Origin of the sequence: Erythrobacter sp. BLCC-B19 (assembly GCF_028621955.1) — a bacterium.
Classification (GTDB): Bacteria; Pseudomonadota; Alphaproteobacteria; order Sphingomonadales; family Sphingomonadaceae; genus Erythrobacter.
On the sequence record NZ_CP117516.1, the window covers coordinates 3,253,643 to 3,271,453 of the forward strand.

Annotated in this window: 14 protein-coding genes; 8 read left to right on the forward strand and 6 right to left on the reverse strand. The window is 66.0% G+C overall.

The window, feature by feature from the left end; genetic code table 11:
- The first annotated feature begins 97 nt into the window (after window positions 1-97).
- From hemA to PS060_RS15330, 4 genes are all read left to right on the forward strand, one after another.
- Window positions 98-1,318, forward strand: a complete 1,221-nt coding sequence (hemA, locus tag PS060_RS15315; RefSeq protein WP_273986941.1) for a 5-aminolevulinate synthase — start codon at window positions 98-100, stop codon at window positions 1,316-1,318.
- 89 nt (window positions 1,319-1,407) lie between these two features.
- Window positions 1,408-2,403 (forward strand): hypothetical protein, encoded by a 996-nt coding sequence (locus PS060_RS15320; protein WP_273984369.1) that lies wholly within the window; start codon window positions 1,408-1,410, stop codon window positions 2,401-2,403.
- Between the two features lie 69 nt (window positions 2,404-2,472).
- Window positions 2,473-3,165, forward strand: a complete 693-nt coding sequence (locus PS060_RS15325) for a nitroreductase (protein WP_273984371.1) — start codon at window positions 2,473-2,475, stop codon at window positions 3,163-3,165.
- 11 nt (window positions 3,166-3,176) lie between these two features.
- The gene (locus PS060_RS15330; RefSeq protein ID WP_273984372.1) at window positions 3,177-3,665 is read left to right on the forward strand and encodes an energy transducer TonB; all 489 of its coding nucleotides are present in this window, start codon (window positions 3,177-3,179) and stop codon (window positions 3,663-3,665) included.
- Window positions 3,666-3,675: 10 nt separating this feature from the next.
- Here the strand turns inward: PS060_RS15330 and PS060_RS15335 are convergent, their stop codons facing one another.
- From PS060_RS15335 to PS060_RS15355, 5 genes are all read right to left on the reverse strand, one after another.
- The gene (locus PS060_RS15335) at window positions 3,676-3,999 is read right to left on the reverse strand and encodes a YnfA family protein (RefSeq protein WP_273986942.1); all 324 of its coding nucleotides are present in this window, start codon (window positions 3,997-3,999) and stop codon (window positions 3,676-3,678) included.
- Window positions 3,996-5,432, reverse strand: a complete 1,437-nt coding sequence (locus PS060_RS15340; protein ID WP_273984373.1) for a glutamate synthase subunit beta — start codon at window positions 5,430-5,432, stop codon at window positions 3,996-3,998. Before PS060_RS15340 ends, PS060_RS15335 begins: the two co-directional genes overlap by 4 nt.
- A 149-nt stretch (window positions 5,433-5,581) precedes the next feature.
- Window positions 5,582-10,222 carry a glutamate synthase large subunit gene (gene gltB, locus PS060_RS15345; RefSeq protein WP_273984375.1) on the reverse strand — a complete coding sequence of 1,547 codons (4,641 nt, stop codon included), beginning with the start codon at window positions 10,220-10,222 and terminating at the stop codon, window positions 5,582-5,584.
- A 281-nt stretch (window positions 10,223-10,503) separates the two neighbouring features.
- Complete coding sequence (locus PS060_RS15350; protein ID WP_273984377.1) at window positions 10,504-11,376, reverse strand: hypothetical protein; 873 nt, start codon at window positions 11,374-11,376, stop codon at window positions 10,504-10,506.
- Between the two features lie 130 nt (window positions 11,377-11,506).
- Window positions 11,507-12,760 carry a TIGR04063 family PEP-CTERM/XrtA system glycosyltransferase gene (locus PS060_RS15355; protein WP_273984379.1) on the reverse strand — a complete coding sequence of 418 codons (1,254 nt, stop codon included), beginning with the start codon at window positions 12,758-12,760 and terminating at the stop codon, window positions 11,507-11,509.
- Between the two features lie 91 nt (window positions 12,761-12,851).
- On the opposite strand from PS060_RS15355, the gene PS060_RS15360 reads away from it, so the two are divergent.
- The 4 genes from PS060_RS15360 (at window position 12,852) to PS060_RS15375 (ending at window position 16,321) form a co-directional block, all read left to right on the forward strand.
- The gene (locus PS060_RS15360; protein WP_273984381.1) at window positions 12,852-13,073 is read left to right on the forward strand and encodes a hypothetical protein; all 222 of its coding nucleotides are present in this window, start codon (window positions 12,852-12,854) and stop codon (window positions 13,071-13,073) included.
- Window positions 13,073-14,455 carry a DUF5935 domain-containing protein gene (locus PS060_RS15365; protein ID WP_273984383.1) on the forward strand — a complete coding sequence of 461 codons (1,383 nt, stop codon included), beginning with the start codon at window positions 13,073-13,075 and terminating at the stop codon, window positions 14,453-14,455. Before PS060_RS15360 ends, PS060_RS15365 begins: the two co-directional genes overlap by 1 nt.
- 99 nt (window positions 14,456-14,554) lie before the next feature.
- Entirely contained in the window at window positions 14,555-15,004 is a 450-nt protein-coding gene (locus PS060_RS15370) for a MaoC family dehydratase (protein WP_273984385.1), read from the forward strand.
- Between the two features lie 135 nt (window positions 15,005-15,139).
- Window positions 15,140-16,321, forward strand: coding sequence for an acetyl-CoA C-acyltransferase (locus PS060_RS15375; RefSeq protein ID WP_273984387.1), 1,182 nt, complete (start codon window positions 15,140-15,142; stop codon window positions 16,319-16,321).
- Between the two features lie 64 nt (window positions 16,322-16,385).
- Here PS060_RS15375 and PS060_RS15380 read toward each other — a convergent pair whose 3' ends face one another.
- Entirely contained in the window at window positions 16,386-17,777 is a 1,392-nt protein-coding gene (locus tag PS060_RS15380; protein WP_273984388.1) for a hypothetical protein, read from the reverse strand.
- Between the last annotated feature and the right edge of the window lie 34 nt (window positions 17,778-17,811).

The window sequence follows — 17,811 nt, forward strand, 5'->3', positions numbered from 1 at the left end:
GAAACCATCCGCCTTCTGGCTCGTTATGGCGGGACAAAAGCAAGGCAGGAACACGCGTCCGCCCCGCCACGGTGGCCGCGACATGAGCGAGACGCGAGTGAACTACGACCAGATCTTCGATTCCGCGATCGACCGTCTGCACGAGGAAGGCCGCTACCGCGTCTTCATCGACATCATGCGCAACAAGGGCGCCTATCCCAATGCGCGCTGCTTCCACGGTCACAACGGGCCCAAGCCGATCACGGTGTGGTGCTCGAACGACTACCTCTGCATGGGCCAGCACGACAAGGTGATCGGCGCGATGGAAGCCGCGCTGCACGATGTCGGCGCGGGCAGCGGCGGCACCCGCAACATCGGCGGCAACACCCATCTGCACGTTGAACTTGAGGCTGAACTGGCCGACCTGCACGGCAAGGACGCCGCGCTGCTGTTTACCTCGGGATATGTCTCGAACGACGCGACGCTCTCGACGCTCGCCAAGCTGCTGCCGGGCTGCGTGATCTTCTCCGACGAGCTGAACCACGCCAGCATGATCGCCGGCATCCGCAATTCGGGCTGCGAGAAGAAGGTGTTCCGCCACAATGACGTGGCCCATCTCGAAGAACTGCTGGCGAGCGTCGACATCGACACCCCCAAGCTGATCGCCTTCGAAAGCGTCTATTCGATGGATGGTGACGTCGCCCCGATCCACGCGATCTGCGACCTCGCCGAGAAGTACAACGCCCTCACCTATATCGACGAGGTTCACGCCGTTGGGATGTATGGCGCGCGTGGCGGCGGGATTTCAGAGCGGGATAATGCCGCGCACCGGATCGACATTATCGAAGGCACGCTGGGCAAGGCCTTCGGCGTGATGGGCGGCTATATCGCTGCCTCGGCCAAGGTGGTGGACTGCATCCGGAGCTATGCGCCCGGGTTCATCTTCACGACGTCGCTCTCGCCGGTGCTGGTCGCGGGCGTGCTCGCCTCGGTCAAGCACCTCAAGGAAAGCGCGGTCGAGCGCAATGCCCAGCAGCGCGCCGCCGCGATGCTGAAGCTGAAGTTTGCCGAAGCCGGCCTGCCGGTGATGGATTCGGTCACCCACATCGTGCCCCTGATGGTCGGCGATCCGGTGCGCGCCAAGAAGATCAGCGACATCCTGCTGGCCGAATACGGCGTCTATGTGCAGCCGATCAACTTCCCCACCGTGCCGCGCGGCACCGAGCGTCTGCGCTTCACGCCGGGGCCGCAGCACACCGATGCGATGATGGACGAGCTGACCGCGGCGCTGGTCGAGATCTGGGACCGGCTCGAACTGGGGCTGGCCGAGGCTGCATAAAACGCAACACTAACCCCCCGATTCTGCGTTGCAATTCAGGTTTGCGCAGATAAGTATAACCGCGAGTAACGGTTTGAGGGGGCGCATCAATGGTGAACCGGTTTCTGATGAGCGCGGGCCTCGCGCTCGCATTGGTTGCGTGCGGCGGCGGGGATAGCGGCGGATCGCCTCCCCCGACCGGTGGCGGTGGCGGCCCAACGCCCACCCCGACACCGACACCTACCCCCTCGCCGACCCCGACGCCGACCTACCAGACGTTCGCGCAGCTGACCGGCACGCAGACATTCGGCACCACCTGCGGAGGCACGGTTACGGATTCACCTCCAACGCGCGCGGTTGGCGGTATGCCGCTGGGGCAAGGCTTGCGGATCGTCTCCGACCGTAGCCAGCCATCTTACGAGATCTCCAGCAATGGCAACATCGTGGGTACCTTCACGAGCACATTCACCCAGGCCGAGCGCGACACCACACGGACGGGCGAAGCCTATGTGAAGGTTCTTCCGAGCGGCTTTACCGAACGCCTCTCGATCATCACCCCCAGCCAGAATGGTACTTCACTCGAATACGTCCGGGTCGCGCAGATCATCGCGCAGCCCTTCGTCGGATCGACTAACCTGCTCTGCGCTTTCGGCATCCCCACCATCGTCACCGATCGCCCCGCCGCCACCGTCACCTATGCAGGCCTGGCGTTCTTTGGCACCGCCACGGTTACGCTCAACTTCGGTTCGGGTGCCTCAACCAACTATGTGGTATCAAGTTCCGTCATCACGATGACCGCCAATCCGGCCAATGGTCAGGTTAACTTCTCCCTCGACCTCAAGGGGCGCGAAATCAGCGCGGCGGGCACTTCGACGACCGTGACCGATCTTGGCGTATTCACTGGGACCGCGACCCTCGACGGCACAACGCCGAGCTTTACCGATATCTTGGTGAATTCCAGCAACACCGTTTCGGGCACTTTCGGCGGCGGCTTCTTTGGCCCGCAAGGCGGCACGGCTGCGGTGTCGGCGAGTATTCAGACCCGTCGCGCGGACAACTCCGATCTCAGGCTCGGCGCACTGTTCATTTTGCGCCCGCAAAGCTGATCCCACCCGCTTCCCATGCCCTCGCCATTGCGCTAGCCGCTGAAGCCAGTTGCAAGGGAGAGACCGAAAATGGGCGGCACGCCTGACCAGACTTACGCCGAGGTGGTGCTCGGGCGGCGCAGCATCCGCGGATACCTCGATAAGCCCGTGCCGCGCGCGCTGATCGAGGAAATCCTGACGATGGCAATGCGCTCGCCCTCGTCGATGAACACCCAGCCCTATCACTTCCACGTCATCACCGGCGAGCCGCTCGACCGCATCCGCAAGGGCAACACAGTACGCATCCTCGCCGGCGAGCCAGACAGCCGCGAGTTCCGCAAGGGCCACCCTTTTCAGGGCGTCCACCGCGACCGGCAGGTGGGGTGCGCGATCCAGCTGTTCGAAGCCATGGGCATCGCCCGCGACGACAAGGCAGCGCGGCAGGACTGGGTGCTGCGCGGCTTCCGCCAGTTCGACGCGCCGGTCTGCGTGATCGTCACCTATGACAAGGAACTCGCCGATGCCGACGACACCGTGTTCGATTGCGGCGCGGTGACGACCGCGCTGGTCAATGCGGCCTGGAGCAAGGGGCTGGGCTGCGTGATCAACTCGCAAGGGATCATGCAATCCCCGGTGGTGCGCGAACACGCCGGGATTCCGGACGATCAGGTGATCATGAAGGCGGTCGCGCTGGGCTGGCCCGATCCGGACTTTCCGGCGAACCCGGTAAAGATCACCCGCCGGAGTGTCGATGAGGCGGCGCGCTTCGTCGGGTTTGATTGAGGAAGAATATCATGGGCCGCCGCATCACCAGACATTGGGGATTGAAGGCCAGTCGGCAGGCGCTGGCGGCAGGATTGGCGCTTTTCGCGGCAGCGGGTGGATTCGCCCAGGCGCGTGAGTCATCGGCCGAGCAGCAATCCGCCGATGCACCGGCATCCAAGGCGCGCGACCCGGTGCCCAAGGACATCACCGTGTGGGCAGGCCAGATCCAGCAAAACTACCCGAAAGGCGTGCTGAATGCCGGGCAGCAGGCCACCGTCATGGTGCGCGCGACAGTCGATCCGGCGGGCAAGGTCACGGATTGCGCCATCGTAACGTCCAGCGGATTCACCGTGCTCGATCATGCCGCCTGCGACGCGATGCGGCGCTTTGCCCTGTTTTCGCCTGCCCTCGACGAGGCAGGCAAGCCGACCACGGGCACCTGGGCGACGAGGATCACCTACAAGGACAGCAGGCCCCAGCCAATCGACCCGGCCAGCCCATCCCCCACGACGGTCTGAACCGGACCAGTTACCCCCCGCGCGGCCCCCACAGGATCAGCGCCGCGCCCGCAAGGCACACCGCCCCGCCGATCACATCCCAGCGATCAGGCCGCGCGCCCTCGACCGCCCACATCCAGCCAAGGCTCGCGGTGATGTAGACCCCGCCATAGGCCGCAAAGGCACGCCCTGCGAAGGCGGAGTCGATGCGGGTGAGGAGGAACGCGAACAGCGCAAGACTCAGCGCGCCGGGCACCAGCCACAGCGCCGACTTGTCGGCCCTTGCCCACGTCCAGAAGGCAAAGCACCCCGCGATCTCGGCAAGGGCGGCAAGGGCAAACAGACCAATGGTCAGCGCGGCAGCTCCGATACCCCCATCAGCGCTTCGTCCACCGCCCGCGCGGCCTGACGGCCTTCGCGGATCGCCCAGACGACGAGGCTCTGCCCGCGCCGCATATCGCCGCAGGCGAACACATTCGGCTCGCTGGTGGCATAGCCCTGCGTGTCCGCCGCGACATTGCCGCGCGCATCGAGCGTGACGCCTGCCTGTTCGAGCAGCCCGGCCTTCTTCGGCCCGACAAAGCCCATGGCGAGCAGGATCAGATCGGCGGGGATGGTGAACTCGCTGCCCGCGATTTCCTGCATCTGCCGGTCTTTCCACTCGACCCGCACACATTCGAGCCCGGTGACCTTCTCGCCATCGCCGATCACGCGCTTGGCGAGCACCGCCCAATCACGCTCCACGCCTTCCTGGTGGCTGGAGGAGGTGCGCAGCTTCATCGGCCAATCGGGCCAGGTCAGCGCCTTGTCTTCCTTTTCGGGCGGCTTGGGCATGATTTCGAGCTGGGTAACGCTCAGCGCGCCCTGCCGGTTCGAAGTGCCCACGCAGTCCGATCCGGTGTCGCCGCCGCCGAGCACCACAACGTGCTTGCCGGTCGCGGTGAGGCTGCCGCGCGGGGCGGCGCGCAGTTCATCGTCACCCGCGACGCGCTTGTTCTGCTGGGTGAGGAACTCCATCGCGAGCCGCACGCCGGGCATTTCAGCGCCGGGGATCTGAAGCGAGCGCGCATCTTCCGCGCCGCCTGCCAGCACCACCGCATCGAAATTCTCCTTGAGGCTGGCGAAGGAGATGTCGACGCCGACTTCCTTGGAGGTTTTGAACGTCACCCCTTCCGCTTCCATCTGCACGCAGCGGCGGTTGATGAGGTGCTTTTCCATCTTGAAGTCGGGAATGCCGTAGCGCAGCAGGCCGCCGACGCGGTCGCTTTTCTCGAACACCGTCACCGAGTGGCCCGCCCGTGCCAACTGCTGCGCGCAGGCGAGACCTGCAGGGCCGGAGCCGACGATGGCGACCGACTTGCCGGTCTTGGTCGCGGGCACCTGCGGCGTGATCCAGCCTTCCTTCCACCCGCGGTCGACGATCGCGCATTCGATCGACTTGATCGTGACCGGCTGGTCGATGATGTTGAGCGTGCACGCCGCCTCGCACGGCGCGGGGCAGATGCGTCCGGTGAACTCAGGGAAGTTGTTGGTGGAATGGAGGTTGGCGAGCGCGCGCTTCCAGTCCGCCTCGTAGACGAGGTGGTTCCAGTCCGGGATCATGTTGTTCACCGGACAGCCGTTGTGGCAGTAGGGAATGCCGCAATTCATGCAGCGCGAGGCCTGCCCCGTCAGCGTCGCATCATCCGGCTGGATGACGAATTCGCGGTAATTCTTCAGGCGCTCTTTCGGGTCGAGATAATCCCGCTCGCGGCGATCCAGCTCGAGAAATCCGGTTTCCTTGCCCACTGCTTTCTACCTTCAATCAAATCGTCATTGCGAGGAGCCGCAGGCCCAAAACTATCGGGGGCGGCAATCCATGACCCGTTATTCTCAACTCATGCCCCCGGTCGATGGATTGCTTCGCCTTCGGCTCGCAATGACGAGGGACAGCCTGTTCACTCCGCCGCGACGCTTGCTGCCTCGTGCCGCTCGGCTTCGAGCTTCTTCAGCGCCGCCGCATAGTCGCGCGGCATCACCTTGACGAACTTGCCCAGCGCCTCGTCCCAATCGGCGAGCAGCGCGCCCGCCAGCTTGGAGCCGGTGTGGAGCTGGTGCCGCTCGACAAGGATGCGCAGCCGCTCGGCATCGTGGCGCAGCATATCGCCCATGCCGAAATCGTGGACCGAGCGCGGACGCTGCGACGGGCGGCCCGTGCCCTCGTCCGCATCCGGCGCGGCCGAAATCGGCAGCAGATCAACCTGCGCGTGGTTCACGAGCTTCTCGAAAGCGCCGTCCGGATCATAGACATAGGCGACCCCGCCGCTCATGCCCGCCGCGAAGTTGCGCCCGGTCTTGCCGAGCACGACGACGACGCCGCCGGTCATGTATTCGCAGCCGTGATCCCCGGTGCCTTCGACCACCGCGATGGCGCCCGAGTTCCGCACCGCGAAGCGCTCGCCCGCGACGCCATTGAAAAAGGCCTCGCCCGCAATCGCGCCGTACATCACCGTGTTGCCGACGATGATGTTCTCGTTCGACGCGCGGGGAGCCTCTGCCGGCTGGCGCACGATGATGCGCCCGCCCGAGAGCCCCTTGCCGACATAGTCATTGGCATCGCCGACCAGATCGAGCGTCACCCCATGGGCCAGCCACGCGCCGAAGCTCTGCCCGGCCACGCCCGTCAGGTTGATGCGGATCGTGTCGGTCGGCAGGCCTTCATGCCCGTGGGCCTTGGCAACCTCGCCCGAGAGCATCGCGCCGACCGTGCGGTTGACGTTGCGCACGGCATATTCGAGCTGCACCGGCGCCTTGGTGTCGATGGCGGTGCGGCAATCGGCGATCAGCTTGTTGTCGAGTGCGCCCTCGAGGCCGTGATCCTGTTCGCCGATCTGGCGCAGCGAAGCGCCTTCCTTGAGCGGCACCTGGTGGAGGATGCGCGACAGGTCGATCCCGCGCGCCTTCCAGTGGCGCTCCATCCGGCGGGTGTCGAGCCGGTCGACCCGGCCGACCATTTCGGCGACGGTGCGGAAGCCCAGCTCGGCCATGATCGCCCGCAGTTCCTCGGCGACGAAGAACATGTAGTTGACCACGTGTTCCGGCTGGCCAGTGAAGCGCGCGCGCAGCACCGGGTCTTGCGTGGCGACGCCGACGGGGCAGGTGTTGAGGTGGCACTTGCGCATCATGATGCACCCCGCCGCAATCAGCGGCGCGGTGGCAAAGCCGAACTCGTCCGCGCCGAGCAGCGCGCCAATGGCAACGTCGCGCCCGGTGCGCAGGCCGCCATCGACCTGCACCGCGATCCGCTGGCGCAGATCGTTGAGCAGCAGCGTTTGCTGGGTCTCGGCAAGGCCGATCTCCCACGGCGAGCCCGCGTGGGTCAGCGAAGTCAGCGGCGAAGCGCCCGTGCCCCCGTCATAGCCCGCAATCGTCACGTGATCCGCGCGCGCCTTGGAGACGCCCGCCGCAACCGTGCCGACGCCAACTTCGGACACCAGCTTCACGGAGATACGCGCGACCGGGTTCACGTTCTTGAGATCGTGAATGAGCTGCGCGAGGTCTTCGATCGAATAGATGTCGTGGTGCGGCGGCGGCGAGATCAGGCCCACACCCGGGGTCGAGTGCCGCACCGCCCCGATGCGCTTGTCGACCTTGTGCCCCGGAAGCTGCCCGCCCTCGCCGGGCTTGGCGCCCTGCGCCATCTTGATCTGGATGTCGTCCGAATTGACGAGATATTCGGTGGTGACGCCGAACCGCCCGGACGCGACCTGCTTGATCCGGCTGCGCATCGAATCGCCATTGGCGAGCGGCTTGAAGCGGAACGGCTCTTCCCCGCCCTCGCCCGTGTTCGAGCGCCCGCCGATGCGGTTCATCGCGATCGCCATGGTCGAGTGCGCTTCGTGGCTGATCGAGCCGAGGCTCATCGCGCCGGTCGAGAACCGCTTCACGATCTCGCTCGCGGGTTCCACCTCGTCGAGCGGGATCGGCTTGTCGGCCTTCTTGAATTCGAGCAACCCGCGGATGGTCAGCAGCCGTTCGGACTGCTCGTTGATCGACTTGGCGAATTCCTCGTAATTCTTGGAATCATTGCCGCGCACCGCGTGCTGGAGCTGCGCGACGTTCTGCGGCGTCCAGGCGTGCTCCTCGCCGCGCAGGCGGTACTGGTAGATCCCGCCGACATCGAGCATCCCGTCATAGAGCGGGTTGTCGCCATAGGCCTGCCCGTGGCGGCGCAGCGCTTCCTCGGCGACTTCGGCAAGGCCGATACCTTCGATGGTGGTGGCAGTGCCGGTGAAGTACTTCTCGACGAAGGCGCTCGACAGCCCCACCGCGTCGAAGATTTGCGCGCCGCAGTACGACTGGTAGGTCGAGATGCCCATCTTGGACATGACCTTGCGGATGCCCTTGCCGATCGCCTTGATGAAGTTCTGCTGCACCTTGGTGGCGGGCAGATCGGGGTGCCGCTTGGCACGCAGGGCTTCCAGCGTCTCGAAGGCGAGATAGGGGTTGATCGCCTCGGCGCCATAGCCCGCCAGCACGCAGAAGTGATGCACCTCGCGCGCTTCGCCGGTTTCGACCACGAGGCCGGTCTGCATCCGCAGGCCTTGGCGAACGAGGTGGTGATGCACCGCCGCCGTCGCGAGCAGCGCGGGCATCGGCACGCGCCCCTCGCTCTGGCCGCGATCGCTCAGGACGAGGATGTTGTGGTCCTGCAGCACCGCCTCGGTCGCGGCCCAGCACATTTCTTTCAGGGCCATTTCAAGGCCTTCGGCCCCGCTCTTGGCATCCCATGTGATGTCGATGGTGGCGCAGCGGAACGCGCCGTCGAGCGCCTCTTCCACCGAGCGGATCTTGGCGAGATCCTCGTTCGTCAGGATCGGCTGATCGACCTCGAGGCGCTTGTGCGTCCCCGCATCGCGGCCGAGAAGGTTCGGGCGCGGGCCGATCATGCTGGTGAGGCTCATCACCAGTTCCTCGCGGATCGGGTCGATCGGCGGGTTGGTGACCTGCGCAAAGTTCTGCTTGAAGTAGTCGTAAAGCAGTCTTGCGCGGTCAGAGAGCACCGCAATCGGCGTATCCGTGCCCATCGAACCGATGGGATCGTCCGCATCCACCGCCATCGGCTCAAGGAAGCGGGTGATGTCTTCCTGCGTGTAGCCGAAAGCCTGCTGGCGCTGGAGCAAGGTGCCCTCTTCCGCCGGGATTGCTGCCAATTCAGGCACCACGTCGGTGATGTCGGCGAGCTTGTATTGGGCCTGATGCAGCCACTCGGCATAGGGCTCGGCCGTGGCGAGATCGGCCTTGAGCTCGTCATCCTCGATGATGCGGCCCTGTTCGAGGTCGATCAGCAGCATCTTGCCCGGCTGCAGCCGCCACTTGCGCACGATGTCCGCTTCGGCAAACGGCAGCACGCCGCTTTCCGAAGCGAGGCAGACGATGTCGTCCTTCGTCACACAGAAGCGCGCCGGACGCAGCCCGTTGCGGTCGAGCGTCGCGCCGATCTGGCGGCCGTCGGTGAAGCACACCGAAGCCGGGCCGTCCCACGGCTCCATCAGCGCGGCGTGATATTCGTAGAAGGCGCGCCGCTCGGGCGTCATCAGCGGGTTGCCGGCCCAGGCCTCGGGGATGAGGATCATCATCGCGTGGGCAAGGCTGTATCCGCCCGCGATCAGCAGTTCCAAGGCGTTGTCGAGGCACGCCGTGTCCGATTGCCCATGCGGGATGATCGGCCACATCTTGTCGAGGTCCGGCCCCAGCAGCTCGCTTTCCATCGTGCGGCGGCGGGCGTTCATCCAGTTGACGTTGCCGCGCACCGTGTTGATCTCGCCGTTGTGGGCGATGAAGCGGAACGGGTGGGCGAGGCGCCAGCTCGGGAAGGTGTTGGTGCTGAAACGCTGGTGCACGAGGCCCAGCGCCGAAACGCAGGCTGGATCGCGCAGATCGTCATAGAAAGAGCCGACCTGCGTCGCCAGCAGCAGCCCCTTGTAGACCACGGTGCGGGTCGAGAAGGAGGGGATATAGGTCTCGGTCACCCCAGGCAGGCCGTGCTTTTCGGCGAGCTGCGCGAGCGGGTTCTGCACCTGCTTGCGGATGGTCAGCAGCTTCCTCTCGAAAGCGTCCTGATCGGCGCAGTTCGGCCCACGCGCGATTACCGCCATCTCGATCACCGGCATCGAGGCGATCACCGCCGCGCCGAGGCCTTCGGGCGTGGTCGGCACTTCGCGCCAGCCGATGAAGGACTGGCCTTCCTTGGCGGTGAAGGCCTCCATCCGCGCCTTGACGAAATCGCGCGCGGCCGCGTCCTGCGGCAGGAAGCACATCCCCACGGCATAGTCGCCCGGCTGCGGCAGATCATGGCCCTGCGCATCCGCCCAACGGCGAATCAGCGGATCGGGAATCTGGATCAGAATCCCCGCGCCATCGCCCAGCAGCGGATCGGCACCCACAGCGCCGCGATGATCGAGCTTTTCGAGAATCTCGAGCGCGCTCGAAATGATCGCGTGGCTTTTCTCTCCCTTGATATGCGCAACCATGCCGACGCCGCAGGCGTCGTGTTCGTTGGCGGGGTCATAGAGACCCTGGGCGGAGGGGTAACCCATGGCGTTAGTCCGATCTGTCAGATGCCGACAGGCGCGAACCTGTGCTCGCATGATCACTCATGCGCAGGAACACGCCTCTTGGCAGGTCACGCGGAGCGGCTCTGCCCTGTGCAGATCAGCGCCAACCCCGTTTTCGGCCCCCTCATGCCGACAGGAAGCGGGTTTGGCAAGGGCTCCGCGCGAAGGAATATTTCTCGCAGACCTATTCAAACTATCGTTAGATTGCGCATGATGCACGCGCCGCCACGGTTGGTTGCAGCTTTTGCGCCCTCATGCGCGCGTCAGATAGCGCCGCGGGTGCCGGTGCGACCCGCTTGCAGCTGGGCAAGTGCCGCCCGCAGCGGGTCGCTCGCGGGAGCGGCGGGATCATTGCCGCTCAGGGCGGCGAGCGCCTTCAGCGCTTCGGCCAGCGCCGCTTCCCGCGCCGCGAGTTCCGCAGACGACAGCGCGCGCACCTGCGGATTGACACGGTGTTCGTGGAGCGCCCCTGCAAAGCGTTCGACCATCTGCGGCAGGCTCAGCTCGCTCGGCGGCACAGCGCGCAGGCGGGCGAGCGCTGCGGTGCCGGGCAGCGGCACGGGGGCTGAGGCCGGCACCGACGGCGTGGGGCGCAGCGCGGTAACAGGCGCATGGGCCGCAACCGGCGCGGGCGCAGTCTCGGGCTCAGGCTCGGGCGCGATCTCCGGCTGTTCCTCGACCCACACCGCATTGCGACCGGGCAGGACAGCGAATTCGGTCAGATCGAGCGCGCGCGGCGCGGACTGATCGGGGGCGGAAACAGGCGCAGCCGCGGGTTCCGGCTCCGGCTCTGGCTCAGGTGCAGCGCGCACATCAAGATCGGCTTCGCGCCAGGCGGGCGTGGCAAAGGGCATCGGATCGATCGGATCATCGAGACTGCGCGTGCCGAGATCCAACGCCGGGTCGATCGGTCGCAGGCCGCGCATCGCGGCCTTGGCCACCACCGGCACAGTGTCCCGACGCCGGGCGCGGCGGGTCGCCGCTGCGGCCATCAGAAAGACAAACGAGCCGAGCACGAGCGCAGCCATGCCCGCCAGCACGGGTTGCAACGGCACGGCGGCGCCGACCGGGATGCGCTGTTCGATCAGCGCGATCAGCGTGGGCGGCAGAACCAGCACCACGAGCCCGCCCAGCATCGCGCCCCACAGCCCCAGCAGCGGCGTAAAGGCGCCGTGCGCTACGAGCGATGGCTTTGGCGCTTTGCGCGGCCTCTGGCGCTTGCGTGGTTCGGACTGGTCGTTTTGCCGACGCGCTTTCATGCGTAACTCATCCTGACGTGGCGGCCTTGCGCCCCGCAGCGCCGCTCTCGCTCTGCGCTATCAAGAGATGGTAAACAGACAGATAATCGCGCGCATTGGTGGCCCAGTCGTGGCGGGTGCGGACATGGGTGACGGCGCGGTCCTTCATCGCCTCCCAATCGCCCCGATTGTCGAGCAAACGCGCGAGCGCTGCGGCGCAGGCGGCGGGATCGTCGGGGGCGAACAGGGTGCCGGTCACCCCATCCTCGATCAGCTCGCGGTGCCCGCCGACAGAAGAGGCAGCGACCAGACGGCGCTGCGCCATCGCCTCCAGCGGCTTCAAGGGCGTGACGAGATCGGTCAACCGCTGGCTCTTGCGCGGATAGGCGAGCACGTCGACCAGTGAGTAATAGCGCTCGACCTCGGTATGGGGCACGCGGCCGGTGAAGATCACGGCTTCGGGCTCGGGCAGCGCGGCGGCAGCGACGCGCCAGCTGTCCGCCATCGGCCCGGCGCCCACCAGCAGCAGCCGCGCCTCGGGGTGTGACTGGCGCAGGATCGGCATGGCTGCGATCAGATCATCGACGCCCTCATAGGCATAGAAGCTGCCGATATAGCCGATCACCGGAGCGCCCGGCGCAATGCCCAGCGCGTCGGCCAGTGCCTCGTCCCGCGCCACCGGCTCGCCGAACAGGTCGAGATCGACCCCGTTGCGCATGACATGGATGCGCTCGGCTGGGATACCGCGCGCTGCGAGATCCTGCCTCAGCCCGTCGCAGATCGCAAACAGCGCGTCGGCGGCCTTGGCCACCCGCGTTTCGAGCGCGCGGGTCAGGCGGTATTTCAGATTGCCTTGCGTGCCGGTGAGATTGCCGACCGCGGCATCCTCCCAGAAGGCGCGGATCTCATAGACGAAGGGCACGCCCAGCGCCCGCGCGGCACGCTCTGCCGCCGCGCCGCACAGGGCGGGCGAATGGGCGTGGATGATGTCGGGCCGCCATTCATCGGCGAGCGCCAGGATCGACGCGGTCAGCGCCTCGATCTCGCCCAGCTCGCGCAAAGGCGGCGGGCCGGACGGCGTGCCGGGGGTGCGGTGGAAGGTGAGGCCATCGGCGGCCTCGGGCGAGGGGCCGCCAGGCGCTTCGAGATTGTGGCGCTGCCCGGTGATCCCGCGCACCTCAAGCCCGTGGCACTCCTGCGCTTTCAGGATCGCGCGGGTGCGAAAGGTGTAGCCCGAATGGAGCGGCAGCGAGTGGTCGAGAACGTGGAGGACGCGGGTCATGGCCCGACGCTCTATCGCAGGCGTGCTTAACGCCGCGTCAACTCAGGGCGCGTAAACGAGGCAGCCAAACCGGCCCGAAAGCCCCTGACTGATGATCGATTACTTCGCGCTCGCCCTTGGACATGGCCTGCTGGCCATTGCCTTGCTGCGCCTGATGCTGCGCGAGGGGCTCGACCGCGATCCGCTGATCGAGCAGATCAAGTCCGAGACCGATGGCAACCGCGAGGCAGTGAGCATTGCCGGACGCAACGCCGCGCGGCGGGCGCGCACCGGCCGGGGCGCCGAGGCCGGGCCTGACGAGCCTGCCCGCTGATGCTCGACCTCATTTTCCTCGCCTTTATCGGCTATGTGCTGCTGCTCGGCCTCAGGCGCCCGTTCCTGTGGGTGCTGCTCTATGTCTATATCGACATCCTTGCCCCCCAGCGCATCGGCTATTCGATCATCGCCAGCCTGCCGGTCTCGCTGATCGCCTTTGCGGCGGCGTTTGGCGGGTGGCTGGTGCTTGATCGCAAGGAAGGCGGGCGCTTCACGCTGCGGCAGGGGCTGATGCTGGCGCTGCTCGGCTACTGCTTCTGGACGACGGGCCATGCCGATTTCCCGCTCGATGCCCAGACCAAGTGGGACTGGGTGTGGAAGGCGCTGCTGTTTGCGATCTTCCTCCCCCTAACCCTCACCACCCGCGCGCGGATCGAGGGGCTGGCGCTGGTGCTGCTGCTGTCGGTCGCGACCATTGTGATCGGCACGGGGATGAAGACGATCCTGGGCGGCGGGGGCTATCAGAACCTCAAGTTCTTCGTGAACGACAACAGCGGGATCTACGAAAGCTCGACCCTCGCCACGGTCGCGATCGGGCTGATCCCGATGCTGTGGTGGTTTGTGAAGCACGGCACGATCTTCCGCCCGCACTGGCTGGTGACAGGCTTTGCGGTGTGCCTCACCTTTGCCTGCCTGCTGGTGCCCATCGGCACCGAGGCGCGCACGGGCCTGCTATGCATCGCCGCGCTGGCCGGGCTGATGCTGCGCTATACCCAGCGGCGCATCCTGTTCGTCGCGGGCGCAGCGGTGCTCGGGCTGACTGCCCTGCCCTTCCTGCCGCAATCCTATTACGAGCGCATGGCGACCCTCGCCCAGCCGAGCGGTGACGAAAGCGCCTCGACCCGCGTGGCGGTGTGGCAATGGACAATCGAATATGTCGCGCAAAAGCCGCTCGGCGGCGGGTTCGATGCCTTCCGCGGCAACAAGTTCAATTACGTGATGCCGGTCAAGGAAACCGACGGGAACACCACCACCGTCACCTATCAGCCGGTCGAGGACAAGGGCCGCGCCTATCACTCCTCGTTCTTCGAAATGCTGGGCGAGCAGGGCTGGCCGGGGCTGATCCTGTGGGTGACCCTCCATGCCATCGGCCTGTGGCAGATGGAGCGCATCCAGCGCCGCTGGCGCAAGAACACCGACGAGGCGGAGCGCTGGATCGCGCCCTTTGCTGCGGCTCTGCAGATGAGCACGCTGATCTATCTGGTCGGCGCGACCTTCCAGGGAATCGCCTATCAGCCGGTGATGCTGATGCTGGTGGGCCTCCAGATCGGCCTCAACTCCTATTGCCTGCGGATCGATTCGGCCCGCACGACCCTCGCCCGCAGCGCCTCGCGCAAGGCTGCCATCGCAGGCACAATGCGCGGTGCCGTAGCGGCATAGAAGCGGGCGTTGCGCATCCCGGAGTGTTGCGCCATGAAGCCTGCCGACACGCGCGCTGCGGGCACGGGATCCCGCCGCGAAACACGAGGAGGAAGCCCGATGAACCCCGCAGAGATTGCCGCCAAGGTCGGTGAACATTTCGCCACCAGCGAATGGGTCGAGATGAGCCAGAAGCGCATCAACCAGTTCGCCGAAGCCACCGGTGACCACCAGTTCATCCACGTCAACGAGGAAATGGCCAAGATGACGCCGTTCGGCGGCACGATTGCCCATGGCTTCCTGACCTTGTCGATGATCCCCTACCTCAGCGCGAATTCCGATATGCCGCGCGTCGACGGGATCAAGATGGCCGTCAACTACGGCGGCAACAAGACCCGCTTCATCGCCCCCGTCCGCTCGGGCAAGCGCATCCGCGGCGTGTGGAAGCTGCTCGAAATGGCCGAAAAGCGCCCCGGCCAGTGGCAGCAGACCGTCGAGATCACCATCGAGATCGAAGGCGAGGATAAGCCCGCCCTGATCTGCGAGTGGATGACGCTCTACTTCTGCTGATCGCCGACATACCCCCCCTCCCCTTGAGGGGAGGGGCCGGGGGTGGGGACGCGACTTCTGCTCTCCGCCCGATAACCCCCACCCCAACCCCTCCCCTCAAGGGGAGGGGCTATTCGAACAAGGATAACCCCAATCATGGCACGTGACGCCGTTATCGTCTCCACCGCCCGCACGCCGATTGGCCGTGCCTACAAGGGCGCTTTCAACGCCACCCCCGGCGCCACCCTCGGTGCGCTGTCGCTGGCTCCGGCCATCGAGCGTGCCGGGATCGAAGCCGGCGCGATCGACGATGTCGTGTGGGGCGCGGTTCTCACGCAGGGCACGCAGGCCGGCAATATCGGCCGTCAGGTCGCGCTGCGCGCCGGTTGCCCGGTGGGCGTTTCGGCCCAGACCATCGACCGCCAGTGCTCGTCCGGCCTGATGGCGATTGCCACCGCCGCCAAGCAGATCATCGTCGATAACATGGATATCGTCGTCGGCGGCGGTCAGGACTCGATCTCGATGGTGCAGACCCCCGAAATGCGGGTCTCGCCCGACCGCTCGCTGATCGCGATGCACAAGGACGTCTATATGCCGATGCTCGGCACCGCCGAGACCGTCGCCAAGCGCTACAACATCAGCCGCGAGGCGCAGGACGAATACGCCTACCAGTCGCAGATGCGCACCGCCGCCGCGCAGGCCGCCGGCAAGTTTGACGATGAAATCGTCCCCGTCACCACCACCATGAACGTGGTCGACAAGGAGACGAAGGAAGTCAGCCAGGTCGAATTCACCCTCACCAAGGATGAAGGCAACCGCCCCGAAACCACCCTTGAAGGCCTCCAGAGCCTCAATCCGGTGATGGGCCCGGGCATGAACATCACCGCAGGCAACGCCTCGCAGCTGTCGGACGGTTCGTCGGCATCTGTACTGATGGAAGCCAAGCTGGCCGAACAGAAGGGTCTCCAGCCGCTCGGCCGCTATGTCGGCATGGCGGTTGCGGGCACCGAGCCTGACGAAATGGGCATCGGCCCGGTCTTCGCGATCCCCAAGCTGCTGAAGCAGACCGGCCTCAAGATGGACGACATCGGCCTGTGGGAACTGAACGAGGCTTTTGCCGTGCAGGTGCTCTACTGCCGCGACCAGCTGGGGATCGATAACGACATCCTCAACGTCAACGGCGGCTCGATCTCGATCGGCCACCCCTACGGCATGACCGGCGCGCGCTGCACCGGCCACGCGCTGATCGAAGGCAAGCGCCGCGGCGCCAAGTATGTCGTCGTCACCATGTGCGTGGGCGGCGGCATGGGCGCGGCAGGGCTGTTCGAAGTCTTCTGAGCCCAGGCGACTGGCGCAAGAATTGGCGGCGCGGGGAGCAATTCCCGCGCCGTTTTTCGTGGGGTCAGTCGCCCGACACCCACCAGGCAACGAAGCTCACATAGTTCGGCCACATCGTCAGCCCGGGCCGCGCGTCTGCGGTCGCCAGCTTGGGATCGTGCCACTGCTCGCGGTCGGCGGCGTAGACCTTGCGATCCTTCACCCACAGCACATACCACAGGCCTTGCGGGTCAGCGTAATCGGCGCGCTCCTCGCTTTCGGCGATGGCGATCAGATCGGGGTGCAGGCCGAAATCCTGCCGCATCGCATCGTTCCAGCCCTTGAGGGTAACGGCGCGGGCCACCGGATCGCACAGCGACAGGTGCGAGCGGCGGGTCAGCACGTGGTCCATCCGGTAGGCGCGCATCAGATCGAGCGCGGCGGGATCACGCACCCAGCCCAGCGCTTTCAGCGCAGCGGCGACCTTGCCCGCCTCCTTGGCCGGACGCGCGGCGGAGAAGGGCTGGCCCTCGTCATCGGTCTGGCTGGCAAGATGATGGTCGAGAAAGCGCCGCGCCGCCTGCGGATCGGCGATGATGCCGGTCTCGCCCGATGGCGCAGGCAGCGGCGCAGCGGCGAGCGTGATGAAGCGATCGGGCTCGCGCGCGGTTTCTGGCACGGATAGGTAAGGCAGGGTCTCGGGCCACGAATGGCGATAGCGCCCTTCCCACCCGATCCGCTTCAGCACCGCCGCAAACAGCGTGTCGATGATGAGATCATTGTCGTCATATCCATCGAACCACCCGCGCTCGAACGTCTTGCCCGCCTTCGACTTCCACAAGGCCTCATGCGCGGCGAGCAGGGCTGCCCCGCTCGCAAACTCGCCGATCAGCGCGCGGCGGTAGAACTGCGCCTCGGCGACCTGGAACTTGGGCCAGCGGTTTCTGACCGTGCTGTCCTCCCAGTCCTGCCAGCGCGCCATGTCGAGCGGTGCGTCATCGGCGATGGCATCGAGCAGGATGGCCTTGAACGAGGGGTAGCGATCCGGCTCCTCGCGCGGATGACGCGGGACTCGGGTGAGCGGCCGGCCGAGCAGATAGGCGGCAATGCGCACATCGGATTCGTCCGAATACTCATTCGGCCAGACAGGCCCGCGCACCGCGCAATAATCGACCATGCGTTCGTGCCGATCGACCGCCTTGCCGAGGTAGTGGCGCGCTTGCGCGATGTCGCCCTGCCCCCAGTAAAGCTTGGCCAGTTCGACATAATTGCGGACGTGCCCGGCAAGGTTCATCGTCGCCATCGGGGCATCGCCCTCGGCGATCTGGCGTTCGATCAGCCCGGCCTTGTCGAGCCCGTCCCACGCCTGTTCCTTGCCTTCAACCCACTGGTGGTAGAGGCCCAGCAGATAGGCGATCCGGCTCTCGGGTTCAGGCTGCTTGCGGCCCAGCAGCTTTCCGACAATGTTCTTGAACAAAAGCGCCCCCGGTGGGGCGTGATGGCCCCGCGCG

What these genes read in the sequence shown, in the direction of transcription:
- PS060_RS15320 (WP_273984369.1), top strand. Translation starts at nt 1,408, where the DNA reads ATGGTGAACCGGTTTCTGATGAGCGCGGGCCTCGCGCTCGCATTGGTT.
- PS060_RS15325 (WP_273984371.1), top strand. Translation starts at nt 2,473, where the DNA reads ATGGGCGGCACGCCTGACCAGACTTACGCCGAGGTGGTGCTCGGGCGG.
- PS060_RS15330 (WP_273984372.1), top strand. Translation starts at nt 3,177, where the DNA reads ATGGGCCGCCGCATCACCAGACATTGGGGATTGAAGGCCAGTCGGCAG.
- gltB (WP_273984375.1), bottom strand. Translation starts at nt 10,222, where the DNA reads ATGGGTTACCCCTCCGCCCAGGGTCTCTATGACCCCGCCAACGAACAC.
- PS060_RS15350 (WP_273984377.1), bottom strand. Translation starts at nt 11,376, where the DNA reads ATGCTGGGCGGGCTCGTGGTGCTGGTTCTGCCGCCCACGCTGATCGCG.
- PS060_RS15355 (WP_273984379.1), bottom strand. Translation starts at nt 12,760, where the DNA reads ATGACCCGCGTCCTCCACGTTCTCGACCACTCGCTGCCGCTCCATTCG.
- PS060_RS15360 (WP_273984381.1), top strand. Translation starts at nt 12,852, where the DNA reads ATGATCGATTACTTCGCGCTCGCCCTTGGACATGGCCTGCTGGCCATT.
- PS060_RS15365 (WP_273984383.1), top strand. Translation starts at nt 13,073, where the DNA reads ATGCTCGACCTCATTTTCCTCGCCTTTATCGGCTATGTGCTGCTGCTC.
- PS060_RS15370 (WP_273984385.1), top strand. Translation starts at nt 14,555, where the DNA reads ATGAACCCCGCAGAGATTGCCGCCAAGGTCGGTGAACATTTCGCCACC.
- PS060_RS15375 (WP_273984387.1), top strand. Translation starts at nt 15,140, where the DNA reads ATGGCACGTGACGCCGTTATCGTCTCCACCGCCCGCACGCCGATTGGC.